At 66.6% G+C, this 18812-nt stretch carries 13 protein-coding genes; 8 read left to right on the forward strand and 5 right to left on the reverse strand.

Annotation, left to right across the window (positions count from 1 at the left end; genetic code table 11):
- The 6 genes from KY661_RS30425 to KY661_RS30450 all read left to right on the forward strand — a co-directional run bounded on the left by KY661_RS30425 (position 1) and on the right by KY661_RS30450 (position 10426).
- Positions 1 to 1179, forward strand: a complete 1179-nt coding sequence (locus tag KY661_RS30425; protein ID WP_225413532.1) for an outer membrane beta-barrel domain-containing protein — start codon at positions 1 to 3, stop codon at positions 1177 to 1179.
- Positions 1180 to 1193: 14 nt separating this feature from the next.
- Complete coding sequence (locus KY661_RS30430) at positions 1194 to 2729, forward strand: tetratricopeptide repeat protein (RefSeq protein WP_075008565.1); 1536 nt, start codon at positions 1194 to 1196, stop codon at positions 2727 to 2729.
- Positions 2730 to 2948: 219 nt separating this feature from the next.
- The gene (locus KY661_RS30435) at positions 2949 to 6593 is read left to right on the forward strand and encodes a tetratricopeptide repeat protein (protein ID WP_225413533.1); all 3645 of its coding nucleotides are present in this window, start codon (positions 2949 to 2951) and stop codon (positions 6591 to 6593) included.
- Positions 6593 to 8020, forward strand: a complete 1428-nt coding sequence (locus KY661_RS30440; protein ID WP_225413534.1) for a tetratricopeptide repeat protein — start codon at positions 6593 to 6595, stop codon at positions 8018 to 8020. The genes KY661_RS30435 and KY661_RS30440 overlap by 1 nt, the downstream gene beginning before the upstream one ends.
- A gap of 145 nt (positions 8021 to 8165) precedes the next feature.
- On the forward strand, positions 8166 to 8438 hold the full coding sequence (locus tag KY661_RS30445; RefSeq protein ID WP_075008662.1) for a hypothetical protein: 273 nt from the start codon (positions 8166 to 8168) through the stop codon (positions 8436 to 8438).
- Positions 8439 to 8491: 53 nt separating this feature from the next.
- On the forward strand, positions 8492 to 10426 hold the full coding sequence (locus tag KY661_RS30450) for a TonB family protein (protein ID WP_225413535.1): 1935 nt from the start codon (positions 8492 to 8494) through the stop codon (positions 10424 to 10426).
- 72 nt (positions 10427 to 10498) lie between these two features.
- Here the strand turns inward: KY661_RS30450 and KY661_RS30455 are convergent, their stop codons facing one another.
- The gene (locus KY661_RS30455; RefSeq protein ID WP_225413536.1) at positions 10499 to 10972 is read right to left on the reverse strand and encodes a response regulator; all 474 of its coding nucleotides are present in this window, start codon (positions 10970 to 10972) and stop codon (positions 10499 to 10501) included.
- Positions 10973 to 11291: 319 nt separating this feature from the next.
- Here KY661_RS30455 and cglE point away from each other — a divergent pair, with 319 nt between their 5' ends.
- Together cglE and KY661_RS30465 are read left to right on the forward strand one after the other, a co-directional pair.
- Complete coding sequence (gene cglE / locus KY661_RS30460) at positions 11292 to 11888, forward strand: adventurous gliding motility protein CglE (protein ID WP_075008560.1); 597 nt, start codon at positions 11292 to 11294, stop codon at positions 11886 to 11888.
- 159 nt (positions 11889 to 12047) lie between these two features.
- Positions 12048 to 13487, forward strand: coding sequence for a glutamine synthetase family protein (locus KY661_RS30465; RefSeq protein WP_225413537.1), 1440 nt, complete (start codon positions 12048 to 12050; stop codon positions 13485 to 13487).
- A gap of 150 nt (positions 13488 to 13637) precedes the next feature.
- Here the strand turns inward: KY661_RS30465 and KY661_RS30470 are convergent, their stop codons facing one another.
- The 4 genes from KY661_RS30470 to KY661_RS30485 form a co-directional block, all read right to left on the reverse strand.
- Positions 13638 to 14045, reverse strand: a complete 408-nt coding sequence (locus tag KY661_RS30470) for a hypothetical protein (protein ID WP_225413538.1) — start codon at positions 14043 to 14045, stop codon at positions 13638 to 13640.
- 807 nt (positions 14046 to 14852) lie between these two features.
- The gene (locus tag KY661_RS30475; RefSeq protein ID WP_225413539.1) at positions 14853 to 16001 is read right to left on the reverse strand and encodes a serine/threonine protein kinase; all 1149 of its coding nucleotides are present in this window, start codon (positions 15999 to 16001) and stop codon (positions 14853 to 14855) included.
- A 158-nt stretch (positions 16002 to 16159) separates the two neighbouring features.
- Positions 16160 to 17899, reverse strand: coding sequence for a serine/threonine protein kinase (locus KY661_RS30480; RefSeq protein WP_225413540.1), 1740 nt, complete (start codon positions 17897 to 17899; stop codon positions 16160 to 16162).
- On the reverse strand, positions 17896 to 18792 hold the full coding sequence (locus KY661_RS30485) for a DUF2381 family protein (protein WP_225413543.1): 897 nt from the start codon (positions 18790 to 18792) through the stop codon (positions 17896 to 17898). The genes KY661_RS30480 and KY661_RS30485 overlap by 4 nt, the downstream gene beginning before the upstream one ends.
- Positions 18793 to 18812: the final 20 nt, after the last annotated feature.

An 18812-nucleotide genomic window follows, 5' to 3' on the forward strand; every position in this document is an offset into this window, starting at 1 on the left:
ATGCGAACGATCCTGTCCTTCGCGCTCCTCGTGTCGGCGGCTGCCCAGGCGCAGACCCTGGCCCCCGCTGGCGCCGTGCTCGTGCGCTCCTCCCTGGCGATGCAGGTCCAGGACTCCGAGGCTCCTCCTCCTTCTCCCGCGGCGCCCCGGCATGAGATGGGCTCCAGCGTGCCCGATCAGGCCCCCGCGCCCGAGGCGCGGCCGCTGTCCACCGGCCAGGCCGAGCCCGAGGCGGCGGCCCCGGCTCCGGCCCCGGCGGGGGAGATGCCCGCGGATGCGCCCACGGTGACGGTGGATGAGTCGGAGCTGCGCACCACCACGGCCGAGCAGCAGCGGCTGGTGCACGGCGCGCCGCTCTACAACCCGAACGTGGCCGTCCACATCGTCCAGAAGAAGCGCTTCGCGGACGAGGGCCAGCACGAGTTCGCGCTCTACCCGGTGGCGGTGCAGGTGAACGGCAAGTTCACCAACCACCTGGGCAGCGCGCTCCACTACACGTACCACCTGCAGGAGAACTTCGCGCTCCAGGTGGCGGGCCAGTACAACTGGTACACCGACGAGAGCGACTTCAACCTGGAACTCATCGACAAGGTGCGCGAGCAGGCCCAGGCCGCCTCGTCGCTGCTCCTGCAGTGGGGCACGCAGGTGGGCGTGGAGGTGACGCCGCTCTACGGCAAGTTCGCCTTCTACGACAACATGCTCGCCCAGTTCAGCGTGGTGCTCAACGGCGGCGCGGGCGTGGGTGGCACCCGGCACCTGATCCGGCCCGAGGTGTCCAACCAGGTGGGGGGAGAGAGCTTCACCGTGCCGGCGCGCTTCGGCTCCGCGGGCAACAAGTTCCTGGGCTCGGTGGGCGGCGGCTTCCGCCTGCAGCTGGGGGACTCGTACGCCGTGCGGCTGGAGGTGAAGGACCTCATCTACACCGCGCGCGTGGACCGCGTGGATGGGTGCAACCTGGCCGACTTCGAGCAGATGGAGGCCGCCCGGGTGGCCAACGCGCCCTTCGAGGGGCTGCCGCTCAGCGGTGGCTGCAAGTACCAGAAGTTCGACGGCGTGGACCCGAAGACGCGGAAGAACTACCGCGAGGACATCATCCTCGGCAGGGATCTGGTCGAGGAGCCCTCGTCGGATGTCCTCAACAACGTGAGCTTCTACGCCGGTTTCTCGGTGCTCTTCTGATGGAAACCCACGCCATGTCCCGACTGCTCGTCCTGGCCGCCGTCGCCCTGGCGCCGTTCGCGGCGTCCGCGCAGGATGCGAATACCTACAACCGCGCCCTCTCCGCCTTCAACGCGGGAGAGCTCGAGACGGCCACGCCGCTCTTCTTCCAGGTGTCCGAGGGCGCCGCGGACGCGGAGACCAAGGGCAAGGCCGAGTACTACCTGGCCCAGTCCTTCGCCCGGAAGGGGCTCCCGGTGAGCGCCTTCGTCACCTACGCGGCCATCGTGAAGGCGGGCCCCCAGCACCCCTCCTACCTCCAGGCCGTGGAGGGGCTCGTCGACATGCAGCAGCAGCTCGATGAGCAGAACCTCATCCCCAGCCTCCTCAACCAGGCCTACACGGACGAGGTGCGGGACCGGTGGGTCACGCTGCCCAAGGAGGTGCTGGCGCGCATCAACTACCTGGTGGGCACCATCAGCCACCGCCGGGGCCGCCTGGAGGAGGCGCGCTCCCTGCTGGAGGCCGTGCCCGCCGACAGCCGCGTCTACGCCAAGGCCCGCTACCTGCTGGGCGTGGTGCTCGCCGACCGGCGCTTCCCGGGCCGGCCTGGGGAAGGGGAGGCGCTCGATCAGACCGCCGTGACGTCCTTCCGGAGCGTCATCGACCAGAAGGGCGAGCGGCAGCTCGAGCTGGAGGAGACCCGCCACCTGGCGATGCTGGCGCTGGGCCGCCTGCACTACGGCCGCGGCGAGTACAAGCAGGCCATCGCCGCCTACGAGTCCGTGCCGCGCTACACCCGCATCTGGGACCAGGCCCTCTTCGAGAACGGCTTCGCCCGCTTCCAGGACGAGGACTTCGGCGGAGCCCTCGGCAGCCTCCAGGCCCTGCACGCGCCGCAGTTCGCGGGGGCCTTCCAGCCCGAGTCGTGGATCCTCAAGGCCACGGTCTACTATTACAGCTGCCTGTTCGATGAGGTGAAGACGACGCTCGGGGCCTTCGAGCAGGTCTACGAGCCCATGGCCAAGCAGCTGGAGCCCTTCACGGGCGAGGACGTGGAGCTGGTCTCCGCCTTCAACCTGGCCGCCTCGGAGAACCGGCGCCTGCCGCGCCCGGTGTACCTGTGGCTGCGCAACAACGAGCGCATCCGCGAGGTGATGCGGATGCTGGACCGCGTGGACCGGGAGAAGAAGGAGATCCTCGGCACCTCCGCCTGGAGGGGGAGCGCGCTCTCGGCCCAGACGGCCACCGCCCTGGAGGATGTGCGCGGCACGCTGCTCCAGGTGGGCGGCACCCTGGCCCGGAGCCGGATCCGCGAGGCGTTCGACAACCTGCGCACCTTCTCGGATCAGGCCGAGATCATCCGGGTGCAGACCGCGCTGGACGAGAAGGACCTCCTTCAGGAGGGCGTGGATCAGAAGGCCTTGCTCACCCGGCAGTCGCTCTACCGGCCCGCGATGCCCGGCGCCGCGTGGAACTACTGGAAATTCCAGGGAGAATTCTGGATCGACGAGATTGGCTACTACCAGTACACCCTCAAGCGGGGTTGCCCGGCCAAGCAGGGAGAGTAGCGCCCGCTTCCGGGAATAGGCCGTTCAGATAGGAGTAACGAAGGGCCCCTGTGCGTTGTCCGCCGCGCAGTGGCCCTTTGTGTTTTCACCGGGATGTTCAACGCCCGAAAGATCCAGAGCCTCCCTGGGCATGATTCGCGGTGATGGCACGGCGGCAGCACTTCTCATTCCAGAGGTGCGCGTCTACTTTGCGTCGTCCTTGGCATGGCAGGAGTTTGCATGAAGGCGTTCCTTCGGTTCGGTGCGCTCGCTGTGGGCGTAACGCTCACCGTGAGTGGTGTGGGTGAGGCGGCGGCGGCAAAGAAGGCTACGGCGAAGAGGCCCTCTGCGGCGGCCAAGGCGGTCCCAGGTAAGTCCAAATCCAAACAGACAAAGTCCCAGGCCGCGAAGTCGCCCGTGGCGGCCGCGGTCCCCGTGGTGGCGGACGAGAAGGACAAGCGCCAGGGCCCCGCGCGCGTGAAGCCCGCCAACGAGAAGTTCGCGGAGCTGCCGCGCATCGCGGACGCCAAGAAGGATGCGCTGGCGGACCGCAAGCGCGATGAGGCCATCGAGGGCTTCAAGCGGCTGATCCCGAAGATCCAGGACGGCAGCGAGCGCAAGGCGGACCTCATCTACCGGCTCTCGGAGCTGTACTGGGAGAAGTCCAAGTACCTCTACCGGCTGGAGATGGACCGCTTTCTCGCGGCCGAGAAGGCGTTCGATGCCGCGCAGGCGCGCGGTGAGAAGGTGGAGCCCCCGCAGCAGGACCATCGCGACAGCGAGCGCTACCGCGCCGAGACGATGAGCCTCTACGAGGACCTGCTGCGCGACTACCCCAAGTACGAGCACATGGACGAGGTGCTCTTCGCCCAGGGCTACAACCTCTACGAGCTCAACCGGGGCCCCGAGGCGGTGAAGCGCTACCAGCAGCTCATCCGCGACTTCCCGCAGTCCCAGTTCGTCCCGGACGCGTACATCCAGCTGGGCAACTACTTCTTCGAGAACAACAAGCTGGCGCCCGCGCGGGAGAACTACGAGAAGGCGCGCGACACGCGCGTGCCGAAGATCTACGCCTACGCCATCTACAAGCTGGCGTGGTGTGACTTCAACAGCGGTGGCTACGAGGACGGCCTCAAGAAGCTGCAGGAGGCCGTGGAGTTCGCCGAGACGCAGGGCGAGGAGCTGGGTGACCTCAAGACCGAGGCGCTCAACGACTTGACCGTCTTCTACGTCCAGCTCGATCAGCCCAAGGAGGCCCTGGCCTACTTCAAGGCGAAGGCCCCGGCCAAGCGCCAGGGACGGCTCATCGCCAAGACGGCGGTGGGGCTCGCGGACGCGGGCCACTTCGACAGCGCCATCCTCATGTTCCGCACGCTCGTGGACGACGCGCCCATGGGCCCGAACGCGCCCGAGTACCAGCAGGCCATCGTCCGCTCCTACGAGGGGCTGCGCCAGCGCACGCAGGTGCGCGCCGAGATGAAGCGCATGGTGGACCTGTACCGCCCGGGCGGCACCTGGTGGCAGGCCAACGCCGGGGACAACCCGGTGCTGCGCAACGCCTTCAACGTCACCGAGGAGGCCATGCGGGTGATGGTGACCGAGTACCACCAGGAGGCGCAGAAGACGCGCCAGGTGGAGACCTACCGGCTCGCCCGCGACATCTACAAGCAGTACGTGGACGCGTTCGCCTCCAGCGAGGACCCGGACTTCGTCGCCGACTCGGCCTTCAACCTGCGCTTTTTCTACGCGGAGATCCTCTGGGCGCTGGAGGAGTGGGAGGCCGCCGCCGGGGAGTACGACGCCGTGGTGTCGTTCAAGATCCCGGACCGGGACTCGGCCCGCGAGGTGTCCAACGAGGCCTACCGCAAGAGCGCGTCCTTCGCCGCGGTGCTCGCCTACGACAAGCTCGTGAAGATCGAACGGGGCCAGCTCACCAAGAGCGACCTCAAGGACGGCCAGAAGGTCAACGAGAACAAGGACAAGGGCGACGTCGAGAAGAAGCGCATCGTCAAGAAGGACGCGAAGCAGCAGCAGGAGCAGCCGCTCACGCGCCTCGAGGCGCGCCTGGTGGCCGCGTGCGACACGTACAACTCGCTCTATCCCAACAACCCGGACGAGATCGACCTGCGCTACCAGGCGGCCGTCATCCTCTATGACCGCAACCACTTCGTGGACGCGGCGCGGCGCTTCGGGGAGATCATCACCAAGTTCCCCGAGGAGCGGCGCTCGCGCGACGCGGCCGACCTGACGATGTTCGTGCTGGAGAGCCGCGAGGAGTGGCAGGAGCTCAACACGCTGTCGCGCCAGTTTCTGGGCAACAAGAAGCTCAGCAAGCCGGGCAGCGAGTTCGCCACGCGCGTGGCGAAGGTGGTGGAGGGCAGCCAGTACAAGTGGGTGGATGAGATCGTCTACCGCAAGGAGAAGAACCCGAAGAAGGCCGCGGAGCTGTTCCTCTCCTTCGTCACCGAGTTCCCCAAGTCGGAGAACGCGGACCGGGCGCTCACCTACGCGATGATCATCTTCCAGGAGGCCGCCGAGCTGGATCGCGGCGTGGAGGCCGGTGCCCGCGTCCTCAACGAGTACCCGGACAGCGTCTTCGGCCTGAAGGTCCGCTACACGATGGCGGGCTTCTACGAGAAGATGGCCGAGTTCCGGAAGTCCGCCGAGATGTACGAGGCCTTCGTGGATGCCTACGACGCCGCGGTGAACGGCGGCAAGGAGGCGAAGGAGGCCAAGGGCACGAAGCTGGCCAAGGCCAAGGCCCCGAAGAAGGGTGCCAAGGCGCAAGGAAAGAAGCAGGAGGAGGTTGCCTCCACGGAGGCCGCCCCGCCGCAGACCGAGCGCCAGCAGCTCGTGAAGGAGGCTGGCGAGTGGGTGGCCGACGCCCTCTTCAACGCGGGCCTCTGGTGGGAGGGCGTGGGCGAGGCGCAGAAGTCGGTCTCCGCCTATGCCGAGTACCTGGCGCGCTTCCGGGACCGCAAGGACGTGCCGCAGATCGCCTACAACGTCGCGCTCGTGCACGAGAAGACGGGCCGCTGGTCCGAGGCGGCGCGCGCCTTCGCCTCCTTCGCCGACACGTATGCGAAGGATCCGCGCACCTCCAGTGGGCAGATCTACCTGGCGCACTACCGGGAGATGCTGGCGTACCAGCAGGCCAAGGACCTGCGCTCCGTGGACCGCGTCCGCGCGGACCTGCTGCGCGGCTGGGGCCGGCTGTCCGACACGGACAAGCAGGACGTGAAGATCCTGGATGCGTATGCCCACACGCGCTTCATGGAGCTGGAGTTCCTGTGGCGGCGCTACACCAACATCCGCTTCTCGCGCGTGGCCACCATCCGCAGGGATCTCGCCGCCAAGCAGAAGGAGATTCAGCGCGTGGAGAAGGAGTACGCGGCGGTGCTGGCCGTGGGCTCGGGCGAGTGGGGCATCGCGGCGCTCACCCGCATCGGCATGGCCTACGCGGACTTCGCGAAGAACATCCTCGAGTCGCCGGACCCGAAGGGGTTGGATGAGGATCAGCTCGCCATGTACCGCGGCGAGCTGGAGAACCTGGCCCTGCCGCTGGAGGACAAGGCGACCGAGGCGCTCGAGAAGGCGCTCCAGAAGGCCTACGAGCTGTCCATCTACAACGAGTGGACGCTCACCGCGCAGGAGCAGATGAACCGCTACCGTCCGGGCGCCTACGCCCAGGTGCGCCAGGTGCCCTTCCGGGGCAGTGAGTTCTTCGCCACCTCGGGCGTCGTGAAGGAGCCGGAGCTGTCGGCCTCCGCCACCGCCTCGCCCACCCCCGGCGCCGTGCCTCCCGCGCCGGCCACCCCGGCCGCCGCGGAGCCTCCGCCGGCCTCGCCCGCGCCCGCCGCCCAGGTGGGGGAGGTCCAGCTGTGATGCGCACCCAGTCCAAGGCTCCCGCAGGGAAGAACGCCATGACGCTCGCCCGCTCGCTCACCACCGCCGCGCTCGCCTTCACCACCGCCTGCGCGACGTCCTCGCAAATCAAACCCGCCACCGCCGATGCGCCCGGCGAGCGGCGCATCCCGGTGGCCACCTCCGAGGTGCCCTCGGCACCACCGGCCTCCAATGATTCAGGGCCGCATGCCCTGTTCATCTCGGCCCTCGCCGCCTTCGACGCGGGCAACTACGACGCGGCCCGCAAGGGTTTCGAGCAGGTGGTGGCGGCGGCCCCGCAGAGCCTCAACGCCCAGTTCAACCTGGGGCTCATCGCCGAGCGCCAGGGCCGGCTCGCCGATGCCCAGGCCGCCTACGAGAAGGTGCTCGCCCAGGCGCCGGACCATCAGCCCTCGCTGCTGAACCTGGGGCGGCTGTACCGGGTGCAGGAGAAGTTCGCCGAGGCCATCCGCCTGTACGAGGGGGCGCTGAAGGCGCCGGGCCACGCGCACGATGTGGCGCTGCTCAACAACCTCACCGTGGCGTACCGGCTCGCGGGCCAGTTCGAGCTCGCCGAGGCCACCGCCCGCCGCGTCCTGGCGCGCAGCAAGGACAACCCCGAGGCGTACAAGAACCTCGCGCTCGTCTACTACGACCAGGGGCAGTACCGGCTCGCGGAGCTGGTGAGCGCCAACGCGCGCAAGCTCGCGGAGAATGATCCCGGCGTCTACAACAACCTGGGGATGATCTACCTGAAGCTGAACGAGCGTCCCCGGGCGCTCGCCCAGTTCCAGAAGGCCGTGTCGCTCGATGACAAGTTCGCTCCGGGCTACCTGAACATCGGCGCCATGTCGCTGGCGTACCGCGACTACGCGGGGGCCGAGAAGGCCTTCGCCCGGGCGGTGGAGCTGGACCCCACCTCCTACGAGAGCCACCTGTATTACGCCTATGCCCTGGACGGGCAGAAGGGCAGCGACGGCAAGCGGGGCATCGCCGCCGGGGACGTCTTCGAGAAGGTGCTCGCCATGCGTCCCGAGCACCCGGAGGCCGTGTGCGGCGCCGGGTGGGCGTACGCCGCGGACCGGGCCGGTTGGCAGAAGGCGCTCGGCTACCTCGAGCGCTGCAAGGCCCTGCAGGCCACCTCGCCCCAGGACCGCCAGACGATCGACGCGAAGGTCCAGGGCATCCAGGCCATGCTCAAGAGCGGGCAGCAGCAGCCCGCCGCCGAGCAGAAAAAGGAAGCGGTCCAGGGCAAGGACGGCTCCTTGCTCGACAAGGTGTCCGATGAGGCCGCGCGCGAGGAGGGGACGCCCGCCGAGGAGCCGCCTCCCGCGGACGAGACCGCCTCGGAGGAGCCCGCGCCTTCCCAGGAGGTGCCCGCGGCCTCTCCGGACAGCCCGGCTGGGGCCCCGGTGCCTACGCCCTGAGGGGCATCCAAGTTTACGGGACGGGGAAGAATTTTTTTCCGTCCTGGGTGGGGGCAGGTGACGGACCGGGCCCCGGCCCTTTAGGATCCAAGGGGTTGCACTTGGATCGACTCCTGCAAGACCGATGAGTGATGGGAGGTTGGAGATGAGACGACTGGCTTCGGTGGTGGTGGTGGCCCTGCTGGGCGCCAGCCCCGCGCTGGCTCAGGACAACGACGTGAAGATCATCCAGGAGGCCGACAAGACGATCTATCGCAAGAAGACGGTCATCGACTTCACGGACGTGACGGTGGAAGGCGAGCTCACGAAGCCCGAGGGCTCCTACCTCCTCAACCGGAAGAAGACGGACTTTCAGAGCCTCATCAAGGTTCGGGACAACTTCAACCCCGAGCTGCAGAAGTCGGTGGATAACCTCTAGCGCCTGGGAGGGCGCTCGTTTTTCTTTGGGGAAGGGCGGAAGGGAACATCCTTATGGCGGCGGCGAAGAATAACGGACTGAGGTTGCGCATCACCGGACCAGACGGTTCCACGATGGAAGCCATCGCGGACACCGAGAGCATCATCGTCGGTTCGGGGGCGCAGGCAGCGGTGAAGATTGCGGACCCTAGCGTCTCCAACCTCCACGTGATGTTGAAGGTGGACAAGGAGGGCGGGGTAACCGCCATCGATCTCGGCAGCGAGGCCGGGACGCAGGTGGGAGACCAGCGGTTGCTGGTGCCCAAGGCGCTGGTGCCCGGCGACGTGCTCAAGATGGGCTCCTCGCGCGTGGAGGTGCTCTTCGGCGAGGCGCCCGCGGCGGCTCCCAAGCCCCCCGCGGGCGCGCAGGTGAATGGCCGGAGCTTCCAGAGCTCGGTGACGCAGCGGGCCCCGGTGCCCCCCGCGCCCCCGGCGGCGCCTGAAATCGTCATCCCCTCGGCCAGCCGCGCCGTGGCGCCCCCGGGCATGAAGGCCAAGAGCCTGGCCGCGGTGCCCACGGTGGCCCCGGTGGCCAAGAAGCCCCAGGTGCCCGCGCACCTGCAGGAGCCGCTCCCGCTGGACGCGCTGCCCACCCCGGAGGCGAAGATCCTCCAGGTGGCCATGCTCTGGGGCGACCAGCTCCTCGAGGTGCGGCACTTCCGGGACGGCGTGCCGGTCACCATCGGCGAGGGCAAGAAGAGCGTCTTCCACGTCTTCGTGCCCGAGGTGGGCGCGCGCCACGTGCTGGCGGTGGGCAAGGGCGAGCAGGTGGAGCTGCGCGTGCCGGGCAAGGCGGGCGTCATCGTCACCTCGCAGGGCGATGTGCGGACCAAGGACGCGCTGCGCGCCTCCGGCCAGCTCTCGCAGGCCGCGGCCGCCGAGGGCCAAGTCTTCACCCTGGGCCTGCATGACCGGGCCGAGGTGTCGCTCGGCACGCTCGCCTTCGTGGTCCGCTACGTGCGGCCCTCGCCGGCCATCCAGGTGAGCACCGTCGAGGAGGCGGACTTCACCTACTTCAAGATCGCCTGCATCACGCTGCTGGCCTCGGGCGCGCTCGTCGCCGCCATGCTCCTGACGCCGCGCACGGAGTCTCCGTCCGCGGATGACCTGCTCCAGTCCCAGCAGCGCGTGGCGAAGTTCCTCGTGACGCCGGAGAAGAAGCAGGAGCTGAAGAAGCTCAAGCTGGCCGGCGTGGAAGAGGGCGCCAAGGCGAAGGACGAGGAGGGCAAGTTCGGCAAGGAGGAGGCGAAGAAGGCCGAGGCGGATCCCTCCAAGGCGGGCACCCCCGTCGTGGACAAGACGAAGAAGGAGAAGGACCGCCAGGTGGTGGGCCAGGTGGGCCTGCTGGGCGCCTTCAAGGGCCTCAAAGGCGGCGCCTCGGACGTGTTCGGTCCGGGCGGCCTGGGCACCGGCATCAACAACGCCCTGGGCGGCCTGAAGACCGGCGCGGGCATGGGGGATGCGCAGGGCGTGGGCGGCCTCGGCTCGCGCGGCACGGGCTCCGGCGGTGGCGGCAAGGCGCTGGGCATCGGCGGCCTGGGCACCCAGGGCGGCGGCCGCGGCACGGGCGGCACCGGCGGCATCGACCTGAGCGGCAAGGGCCGGGGCACCACCAAGGTGGTTCCTGGCAAGACGACGGTCATCGGCGGCCTGGACAAGGACGTCATCGCCAAGGTCATCCGGCGCCACCAGAACGAAATCAAATACTGCTACGAGACCGAGCTGAACAAGAACCCGAGCCTGGCGGGCAAGGTGGCGGTGGCCTTCACCATCGACCCGGCGGGCGCGGTGGCCGAGGCGAACGTGGCCGAGACGACGCTCGGCAACGCCACGGCGGAGAACTGCATGCTCTCGCGCATCCGCCGCTGGAAGTTCCCCGAGCCCAAGGGCGGTGGCGTGGTCGCGGTCACCTACCCCTGGCTCTTCTCGCCCTCGGGCAGCGAGGAGTAGGGCGCCCAGGCTTGAAGTGACGTGAGCCCTCCCGGTCCGCCGGGGGGGCTCGTTTCATTTCAGGCGCAGGCGCTACGGCGTGACGAGGTCCGAAGGCATGGCCGGGACCAGCTCCGGGCGGCGGGGCTTCTCGCGGAGTCCGCCCGGCTGGGTGTTGGCCAGGGCCCGCTTGAGGTTGACCATGGCCATGGCGCGCCACAGGGTCGAGATGAGCTCGTCGGCAGTGAAGGGCTTGAACAGCAGGGAGAAGGTGCCCTGCCGCTCCTGGGGCGCGCAGCACTCCCAGTACTCGCGGTTGTCGGCGATGAGCACGCAGGCGAGCTGCGGGTGGAACCCCGCGGCCAGCCGCAGCAGCTGCAGGCCGTTGCGCCGGGGCAGCTTGAGGTTCGTGCACAGCACATCGAAGGACTGCTTCTCCAGCAGCCCCAGCGCCGCCTCCCCGCTGTTGGCCAGCCGCAGCTGGAACTGCCCGGAGAGCATGGCCCCCGTGGCCCCCAGCTCGGAGTCTTCACTGTCTACGAGCAGAACATTGCATTGCTTGATCATCCAGGCCCCCCCCGGCCGTGCGGTACTTCCGCGAACCCGGCCAACGTGGCGCTTGCCTTCATGGCTTTCACCCCCGCTTCCGCGATTTGCGGACTAGAGGGTTAAGTCAGCCCCTCTTCACCCGGGGCGGCGGCGCCCGAGCGTTCGAGAGCGTGAAGCCGCATGGGACGGGGGAAGGGCCTGGCGTGCGCGGGCCGTGGAGTGGATGACGTTTCACGCCCAGACACTGCACGCCGATCATTGCTGCGCGGGAGGGGACGTCACTAACGTCCGGCGCAACTCCCAGAAATCCGTGGGAGCACCCGCCTGGGGAGGTTTTGTGAGGAAGTCCCTGTTGTTCGCCGCGCTCGTCCTGTCCTCGTCCGCCCTGGCGGCCACGCCCCCGGAGGGCGTGGCGTTCAAACCGCGCCGGGGCTTCTTCACGGAGACGGACATCGGCGTGTTCTTCACGCTGGGGGGCGAGAACAGCTACTCCAACGCCCAGTCCTACCTGCAGCTGGGGGTGGGCTACGACGTGACGGAGTCCATCTCCCTGGGGGCGCACTTCGCGCTGGGCACGTCCGCGGCGAACTGCTTCGCCACCTACCAGCAGGACACGGGCCTGTGCTCTCTGTCGGACAACTTCACGGTGGCCTTCGGGGACCTGACGGCCGCCTACCACGTGCGGCTCGCCGAGCGCTTCTTCCTCACGCCGAAGCTGGCGGCGGGCTACACGCGGTTGGATCCGACGCCGGTGGAAGGGGAGGGCGACCCGGGGCGCGCCATCAACGCGCTCAACGCCGGGGTGGGCATCGGCATCGAGTACGCGACGATGATGGACCACTTCTCGGTGGGGGCGGACGTGCTGGCCCGCTACATCATCGGGCCCAACATCCCCACCTTCGCCATCTTCCCCCGCGTGAAGTACACGTTCTGAGGGTGTTAAAGGCGTCCAGACGCGGACATCTGCTCAAGAACCGAAGTTTTAGGGTATTTTTGTGGGAGTTTGGGCTTGATTTCGGCTCCCCAAGCATAAATACATGGTCCTGCGATGTGGACCCCCGCCCATTTCTGGGGTCCCAGCTGGAGGCACACCATGGAAGCGAAGGGCCTGCGGGACTTTCTCGAGATTCCCTACGACGAGCTGGAGGAGCTGAACCTTCAGGTGAAGGAGCAGCGGCTCAAGCGGGAGTCGCCGGACAAGCTGCGCGAGGAGCGCACCCGGTACCTCACCGATGAGAAGCGCATCAAGGCCGTCACCGTGTGCTTCACCGACCTCGAAGGCCGGCTGCACATGCTGGACTACGACAAGAAGTTCCTCCTCAAGAGCGCCGACAACCTGACGTTCGACGGCTCGTCCATCCGCGGCTTCTCGGCGCAGGCCGAGAGCGACCTGCGGCTGAACGTGGACTGGTCGTCCTTCTACTGGCTGCCCTCGGACATCTTCGGGCCGGGCAAGGTGCTGGTGTTCAGCGAGGTGCTGGAGCGCGACGGCTCGGCGTACGCCTCGGACATGCGCGGGGTGCTCAAGCGCCTCACGGGCCAGATGTTCCAGAAGGACGGGCTCATCTGCCACGCGGCGCCGGAGATCGAGGGCTTCCTCTTCAAGGGCCGCGACGCCGAGCGCCACTACCACGAGACGAACCAGTTCGAGTTCATCTCCACGGGTGGCTACTACCACTCGCTGCCGGGTGACTCGCTGCGCGCCTTCATCGATCACGCGGCCGAGGCGCAGCGCGCCATGGGCTTCCAGAACGAGAAGGACCACCCGGAGGTGGCCCCCAGCCAGTTCGAGATGAACTTCTCGTACAGCGAGGCGCTCATCTCCGCCGACCAGATCCAGCTCTACAAGCTGCTGTGCCGCCAGGTGGCCGCGCAGCTGGGGCTGACCGCCAGCTTCCTGCCCAAGCCGGTGATGGGCGTGAACGGCAACGGCATGCACATGAACCTGTCGCTCTCCAAGGGCGGCAAGAACCTGTTCTACGACAAGGGCGGCCAGGACGGCTTGACGCAGATGGGCTGGGACTGCATCGACCGCATCCTCAACAACGCCAACGACATCTGCCTGGTGCTCAACTCGAGCGTGAACGCCTACCGCCGGCTGGATCCGCACTACGAGGCGCCCAACCAGATCAAGGCGAGCCCGAACAACCGCGGCGCGATGGTGCGCATCCCGTTCGGCAACGAGCGCAGCGCGCGCATCGAGGTGCGCTCGGTGGCCCCGGACGCGAACCCCTACATGGTGCTCTACACGCTCTTGCGCACCGCGATGGAGGGCCCGGCGCCGCAGGAGGACGCGGAGACCAAGCGCAGCCGCACCCGGTTCCTGCCGGACAACATCTTCGACGCCGTGCGCCTGTTCAAGGGCAGCCAGTTCGTCTCGCAGGTGCTCGGCGAGGTGGTGCAGAGCAAGTTCGCGGAGCTGAAGCAGGCCTCGGCCGAGCGCTGCCCCAAGCAGCTGGGCACGCGCGTGAAGTCGGCGGAGATCCAGTTCCACCACGAGGTGACCAACCAGCACCTCTGGAGCCAGTTCTAAGCCGTCCCAGAGCGTTCCGAGGAGAGAGGCCTTGCGTGAGGCTCTCCTCGGCCACAGCCCGGAGCGGGGGACTTCCCCTGCCCGGGCTGTTCTTTTTCGTCCTACGGGATGGCGTTGGGAGCCACGAAGCATGGCCGACAGGACTTGAGTTCACCGGGGCTGGGTTCGACTCTTCCCCTGGCGTCTCTTCTGGGACTTCCTCTGAAGCGAGGTCCGCTTGCCAATGCCAAGCGGGCGGGTCCGCTGGGTGCTTGCTGGCTTTGCTCCAGGCAGAACCTCGAAATTCTCCTCGAAGAAACTTCGGACGAAAGTCATTGCGTTCATCAGCGAGTCTACGGGCCCCATCCCGAAGATCGGTCTGATCCGAGGCTTGGTGTAGCCCTCGATCAGTACCGGGCAGTACCAGAGCCGCCGCTCAGGGTAGTGCACCGGCCTGCCCACCATGAGCCTGGAGATACGCTGCTTTCCCGAGGGGGTAATGTACTCCCAGCAATCCTCCGCAATCGGGTCTTCAATTCGCCTCACCTTCGGACGCCAGTTTTCATTCTTCTCAGGCATAGAGCGCGAGCTCATGGGCTCCTGGGGGGACCAAAATAGGCTCGGCAGAATACGAGGCATGTGGCCTTGCCCGCGTAGCACGAGCCAAAGCAAAGGGCCTTGAGCTTCTGCTGTCGCTTCGTCCTTCCTGGGAGGTTCTCGCAGAATTTCTCCATCGCCTGACTCCCTGCCTGGCATGCCTGGATGCATGCGAAGGACTTCCATGGGTCCGCTGTGGCCTCGGACTCCCCAGGCTCTGGAGGAGGTAGCGGCTCCAAGCAGGCTTCCGGGTTCAGCTCACAGAACGACGCCACATGCCCCTCGGTAGGCGGTGGCAGAACAGGGCCGGAGACCGGTGACGCTTGGTAGAATTCCCCACCGCGTCCGCTTGAGCTAACTGCACACCCCAGCATTGTGAGCGTCAACAGCAAGGGGATCGCGAGGAGCCTCGGCACATGGGACACTGTAGCCGGTCGCGGGAGAACGGGTCGATGGCTAGATGGGATTGACCGGGGCCCTCTTCGACGGCTGGGCCCATACCTGCAATGGCGGCGCATTCGCACTGAGGCGGCGGGAATCGAACCCGCTCCGGGTGGTGCGAAACTCCCAGCGGAATCGCGCCCTTACCTCGTAGCCGCCCGGAACGACTTGGATTCGATATCCCGCCGCGTCCCCTGTAGTCCCGCCCTGTTCCAGCCCGTTCCGCACTCTCTCGCGACATAGACGCAACATGGCGGAGAGGGGCAGCCACAGGGAGAACCGTGCGGCGGGGTCTCCTCCGAGCTGCCGGGCCCCGTTGGAGCTTCGAGGCCCAGCACGGGCGGCCCGCTACTTGGCCGTGGTGACTTCGTGGACCCGCCTTTTCGGCAGGGCGCTATCCAGTCCCGTGTTGGCCATGTAGTTCCCAGCCTCGTTCATGACGCGCGTGACTTCCTTGATCGCATCGTCAGGGCTGAAAGCTATCTCCCCCAGCCAATGCCGCAGATCGACCCCCAGCTCCCCCGCCGTCTGGTAGCGCTTGCTCAGCGAGGGATGAAGGAGCTTGTGGAGCGTCATGCGCAGGCCCTCCGGGAGACTGGCCGTCGCGCGCTCGACATCCGCTTCCGTGTAGGTAGCCGCGCGCCAGATTGCATCCTCCAGAAGGCGCGAGCCCTTCGAAAGCCGAGCACGTTCGATGGACCGCTTGACTCGGCGAAGCTTCGGCGCTGTGAGGGACGCCTTGACCTCGGCAGTCAGCTCATCCGGCGCATAGAGGAGGTTCTTTCCGGTGGACAATTCGAGCAGGGTCATCCCCAGGGAGAAGAGATCCGCTCGCGAGTCAACGCGCTTTCCCAGGATCATTTCCGGCGAGGAGTAGAAGCCATCCCCGTTCAAGCGCCGGACGGTGGAGGGAATGCGTCCCGGTAGGGCGGAGAGGGAAAGACCGAAGTCCGAGACTCGGATCATGCCGTTCCATTCCAGGTAGATGTGATCCGGATCGATGGACCGGTGAACGATGTTCAAGGGGCGTCCCTGCTCGTCCTTTGCCGCGTGCGCGTACTCCAACACGTCCGCCACCCGGGCACCGATATACATGGTGAATTGCGGCGTGTACCAATGGCGGCACTCCCCCACAAGGTTGATGAGGGTGCTCAGCGTGTTGCCGCGTGGGTAGTCGGTGATCACGTACCATGTCCCTTCGGTCTTCTTCAAACCGTGGACCCGATGGACCCCAGGGTGTTCAAGGTGCTTGGCCAAGCGCACCTGCTCTTCGAGCTTCGCCCTGGCGCGCAGGAGCTTCGTGATCGGAAGGCTGCTCGAACCGCCTACTGCGCTGAGCAGAACCTTTTCCTTCGTCTGTTCGCCGATGCGCTGCCGTGCAACGAAGCGGCTGATCCCGCGTTCATCGACCCCCAGGTTTTCGCGCACCTCGTACTGAATGCCGTCCAGCTCGAAGAGAATCGCCCCTTTCGGAACACCGAAAACGCCTGTCGTCATGTTCGTCCCTCCGCTCGCGCGGCACCAAGCCGACGCGACGCAGAGGAATACTACCCGCAGGATTGGTCGAAAAGGAACTACCTCCCAGGTCAGAAGCTGTCGCACGTGCGAAGGCGTGACGAGAAGGCAGCTACCCGTCACGTCCTGACGCCCGGGAGTCAGGGCCAGCGATCCACGACTGTGCCCACATTGGTATTGCTAGCCTGCACGCGCCCATCCTTGAACCCGTAAGAACGGCTCTCCACCACGAAGCAGACGGGTCTCTCATCCTGCCCAGGAAGCTTCACGCGGTCGTACCGGATGACCAGCGCCGGCCCGTCAGAGCGGCCCATCTTGTCGGAGAGGTAGTAAGCCTTGCCGTAAAAGCGTGTTCCAGGGGGCGCCACTTCGAGCTGTCTCCGGTCGAGCCCCTTTACTTTCGGGACGACCCCCACCACATCAGAACCGGCGGTGAACCAAATCTTCCCATCGATGTTGTGCCGGTCGTCGAGCACGAGGTCGAAGCGGTCGCCGTCCTCCCAGTGAAGCTCTTTCACCATGGCCCGCGCGGCACCAGCGGGGCAGGTGAAAGACTCGGGCCGAATTTGAGAACCAGGGCAGCCAGCCGCGAGGGCCGCGACCAGCGCCATTGTGGCGCACTCGGCAGCGCTAGACCCCTTCTGTACGCGCATGGGGAGCCTCTGGGACGGAATTTCAGGTGTCGTCTTCACGGTGGAATCTTCCTTCTGGCCAGCATCCGTCGCCGGGGGGAGGACCATCGGCACGGGGCTCGGGAGGGACATATCAAGAGGGGATGTCATCGGCGGCGCGGAATGTTCCGAAGGCGAGGCGGGAACGTCGCCACAGGCCCGCCAGAAGGTCACAGCCGCGGCCAGGGCCATCACCAGCGCCGTGCCTACGGTCAGCGTCTTCTTCGGCACCTTGCGCGGCGGAGGGCCCTTGGGAGGCACTCCGGGGAGGCCCTCAGACTCGGAAGGCTCCGCCAGCAACTGCTCGGAGGGGGCATGGGCGGGCACCATGTACTCGGCCCCCGAGCGCTCTAGGTGTTCTTCCAGCTCGCGACGGAGGGCCTCCGCGTCCACGGGGCGCCTGGAGGGCTCCCGGGAAAGAATCTTCTCGACCAGTTCGCTGAGCGACTCGGGGATCCGGGGGTTCACGTCGAATGCCGGCGGTGGCGGCATCTGGATGTTCAAGGGCGCGCGCACGTAGTAATGCTTCGGCCACGGGTCCGTCAGCAGCTCATAGAGCATGGCCCCTAACGCGAAGATTTCGTCAGCGACCTTGAAGGCATACCGCGCCCGGCGATTGTCCTTGTGCTCTCGCTCGAACCTGACTTGCTCGGGCGCGCGGAATCGCTCTGTCCCTGGGGGCAACCCTTCTTCCGTGAGATCTTCGGCCAGCGAGTAGGTTGCACAGCCAAAGTCGATGATGACGGGCTCGCCGTCGCTCTTCCGTATTAGGACGTTGACCAGCTTCAAATCCCGGTGAAGCACGCCGCGCGAATGCATATACGACAGCGTGGAAGCGAGCTTGACGAAGACTCGCAGGATCTCGTGAATGGTGGGGTGCTTGAGTTCCTTCCACTCCGCCAGCGTCCAACCGTCCACGTATTCCAACGCGACGTACATGTTGCCAGCTTCCGCGTACCCGTGCCCCCGAGGCCGGATGACATTGGGGTGATCCAGCATGAGGAGTGTTGTGGCTTCACGCACCATCCGGGCATGTGTTTGCTTGTCGTCCCCGCTGGCTTCGCGATGGCGTGCCACCTTGAGCGCATAGGGCTTGCCGTTCTTCTCCGCAAGATAGACAATGCCAAAACCGCCGTCGCCGAGTTCCCTTGAGACGTGCCAACCATCAACGACAGCGCCAGAGGTCGGACTCAGCAGATTCGCTGTCATTGAATCACCTCCAATTTAGCTTTGGGGAAACGCACATCCGGAACCTTGAGATTCCGGCCATCCTTCCCACGCAACTCCAGCGTGAATGACGTGTCCGCGCTCAACGCCGGCATGTCCACTACGGCAAGCACCCAGCCATAAGCACCCGGTTCAATTAGGTCTCCACCCTCCACCACCAGCCGCGCCCTCAATGTCAAACCTAAAGGCCCAGTGAAAGTTGCCTCTCGCGGTATCCACGCGGGATGCTCAAAGTGATTCTTAACCTTGAGTGAAACCAGCGCCCATCCCCTGCCGAGATAGAAGAGCCCAGACTGCGTTTTGAGTCCCTGAGCCTCATCGTCGACATCCTTGACCGGCGTGACCGATACACCCTTCTTGTCCACGTACCCAAGCAAAACGAAATCCTCTGGGAGCGGCGTCCGGAGTCGATCTTCGTTCTGGCAAGGCGCGGCGGGCGGCTCAGGGCGCTGTACGTCAATCCGGGCGTCCACCTCGGAGGGGTGTGTCACGAGTACGAAGGCGGCCCGTGACGGCGCCCTCCCATCGGCGAAGAACACCCCGATCTCGTGGCGCTCGCCTTCCTTGAGGTCCGTCACGGCTTGGACGATCACCGAGAGTGCTCCCGTGTCCAGCACGCGGATCCGGGACTCATCGAAGGTGAGGGTCTTCGTCTGGATCGGCGCTGGGAAGAAGAGCAGCGTCGGCTTATCTCCCGTGACGTGAACCTCGGGAAGCGGATCGGCGGGACCGCTCGCGATGGTGACAGCTCGCAGGCGCTCGACGCGCCCCCCATGCGCCGACTCGGCTCGTGCCGCAGCCCCCCAGAGAAGCGCGAGCGCTAGGAGTCTGTTGGGGTAACCGAGAGAACCTACTCGACGGGTAGGCGAAGACATGATGGGGTTGCCTACCCATG

This window comes from Allostigmatella hybrida (assembly GCF_020103775.1).
Lineage (GTDB): Bacteria > Myxococcota > Myxococcia > Myxococcales > Myxococcaceae > Hyalangium > Hyalangium aurantiaca.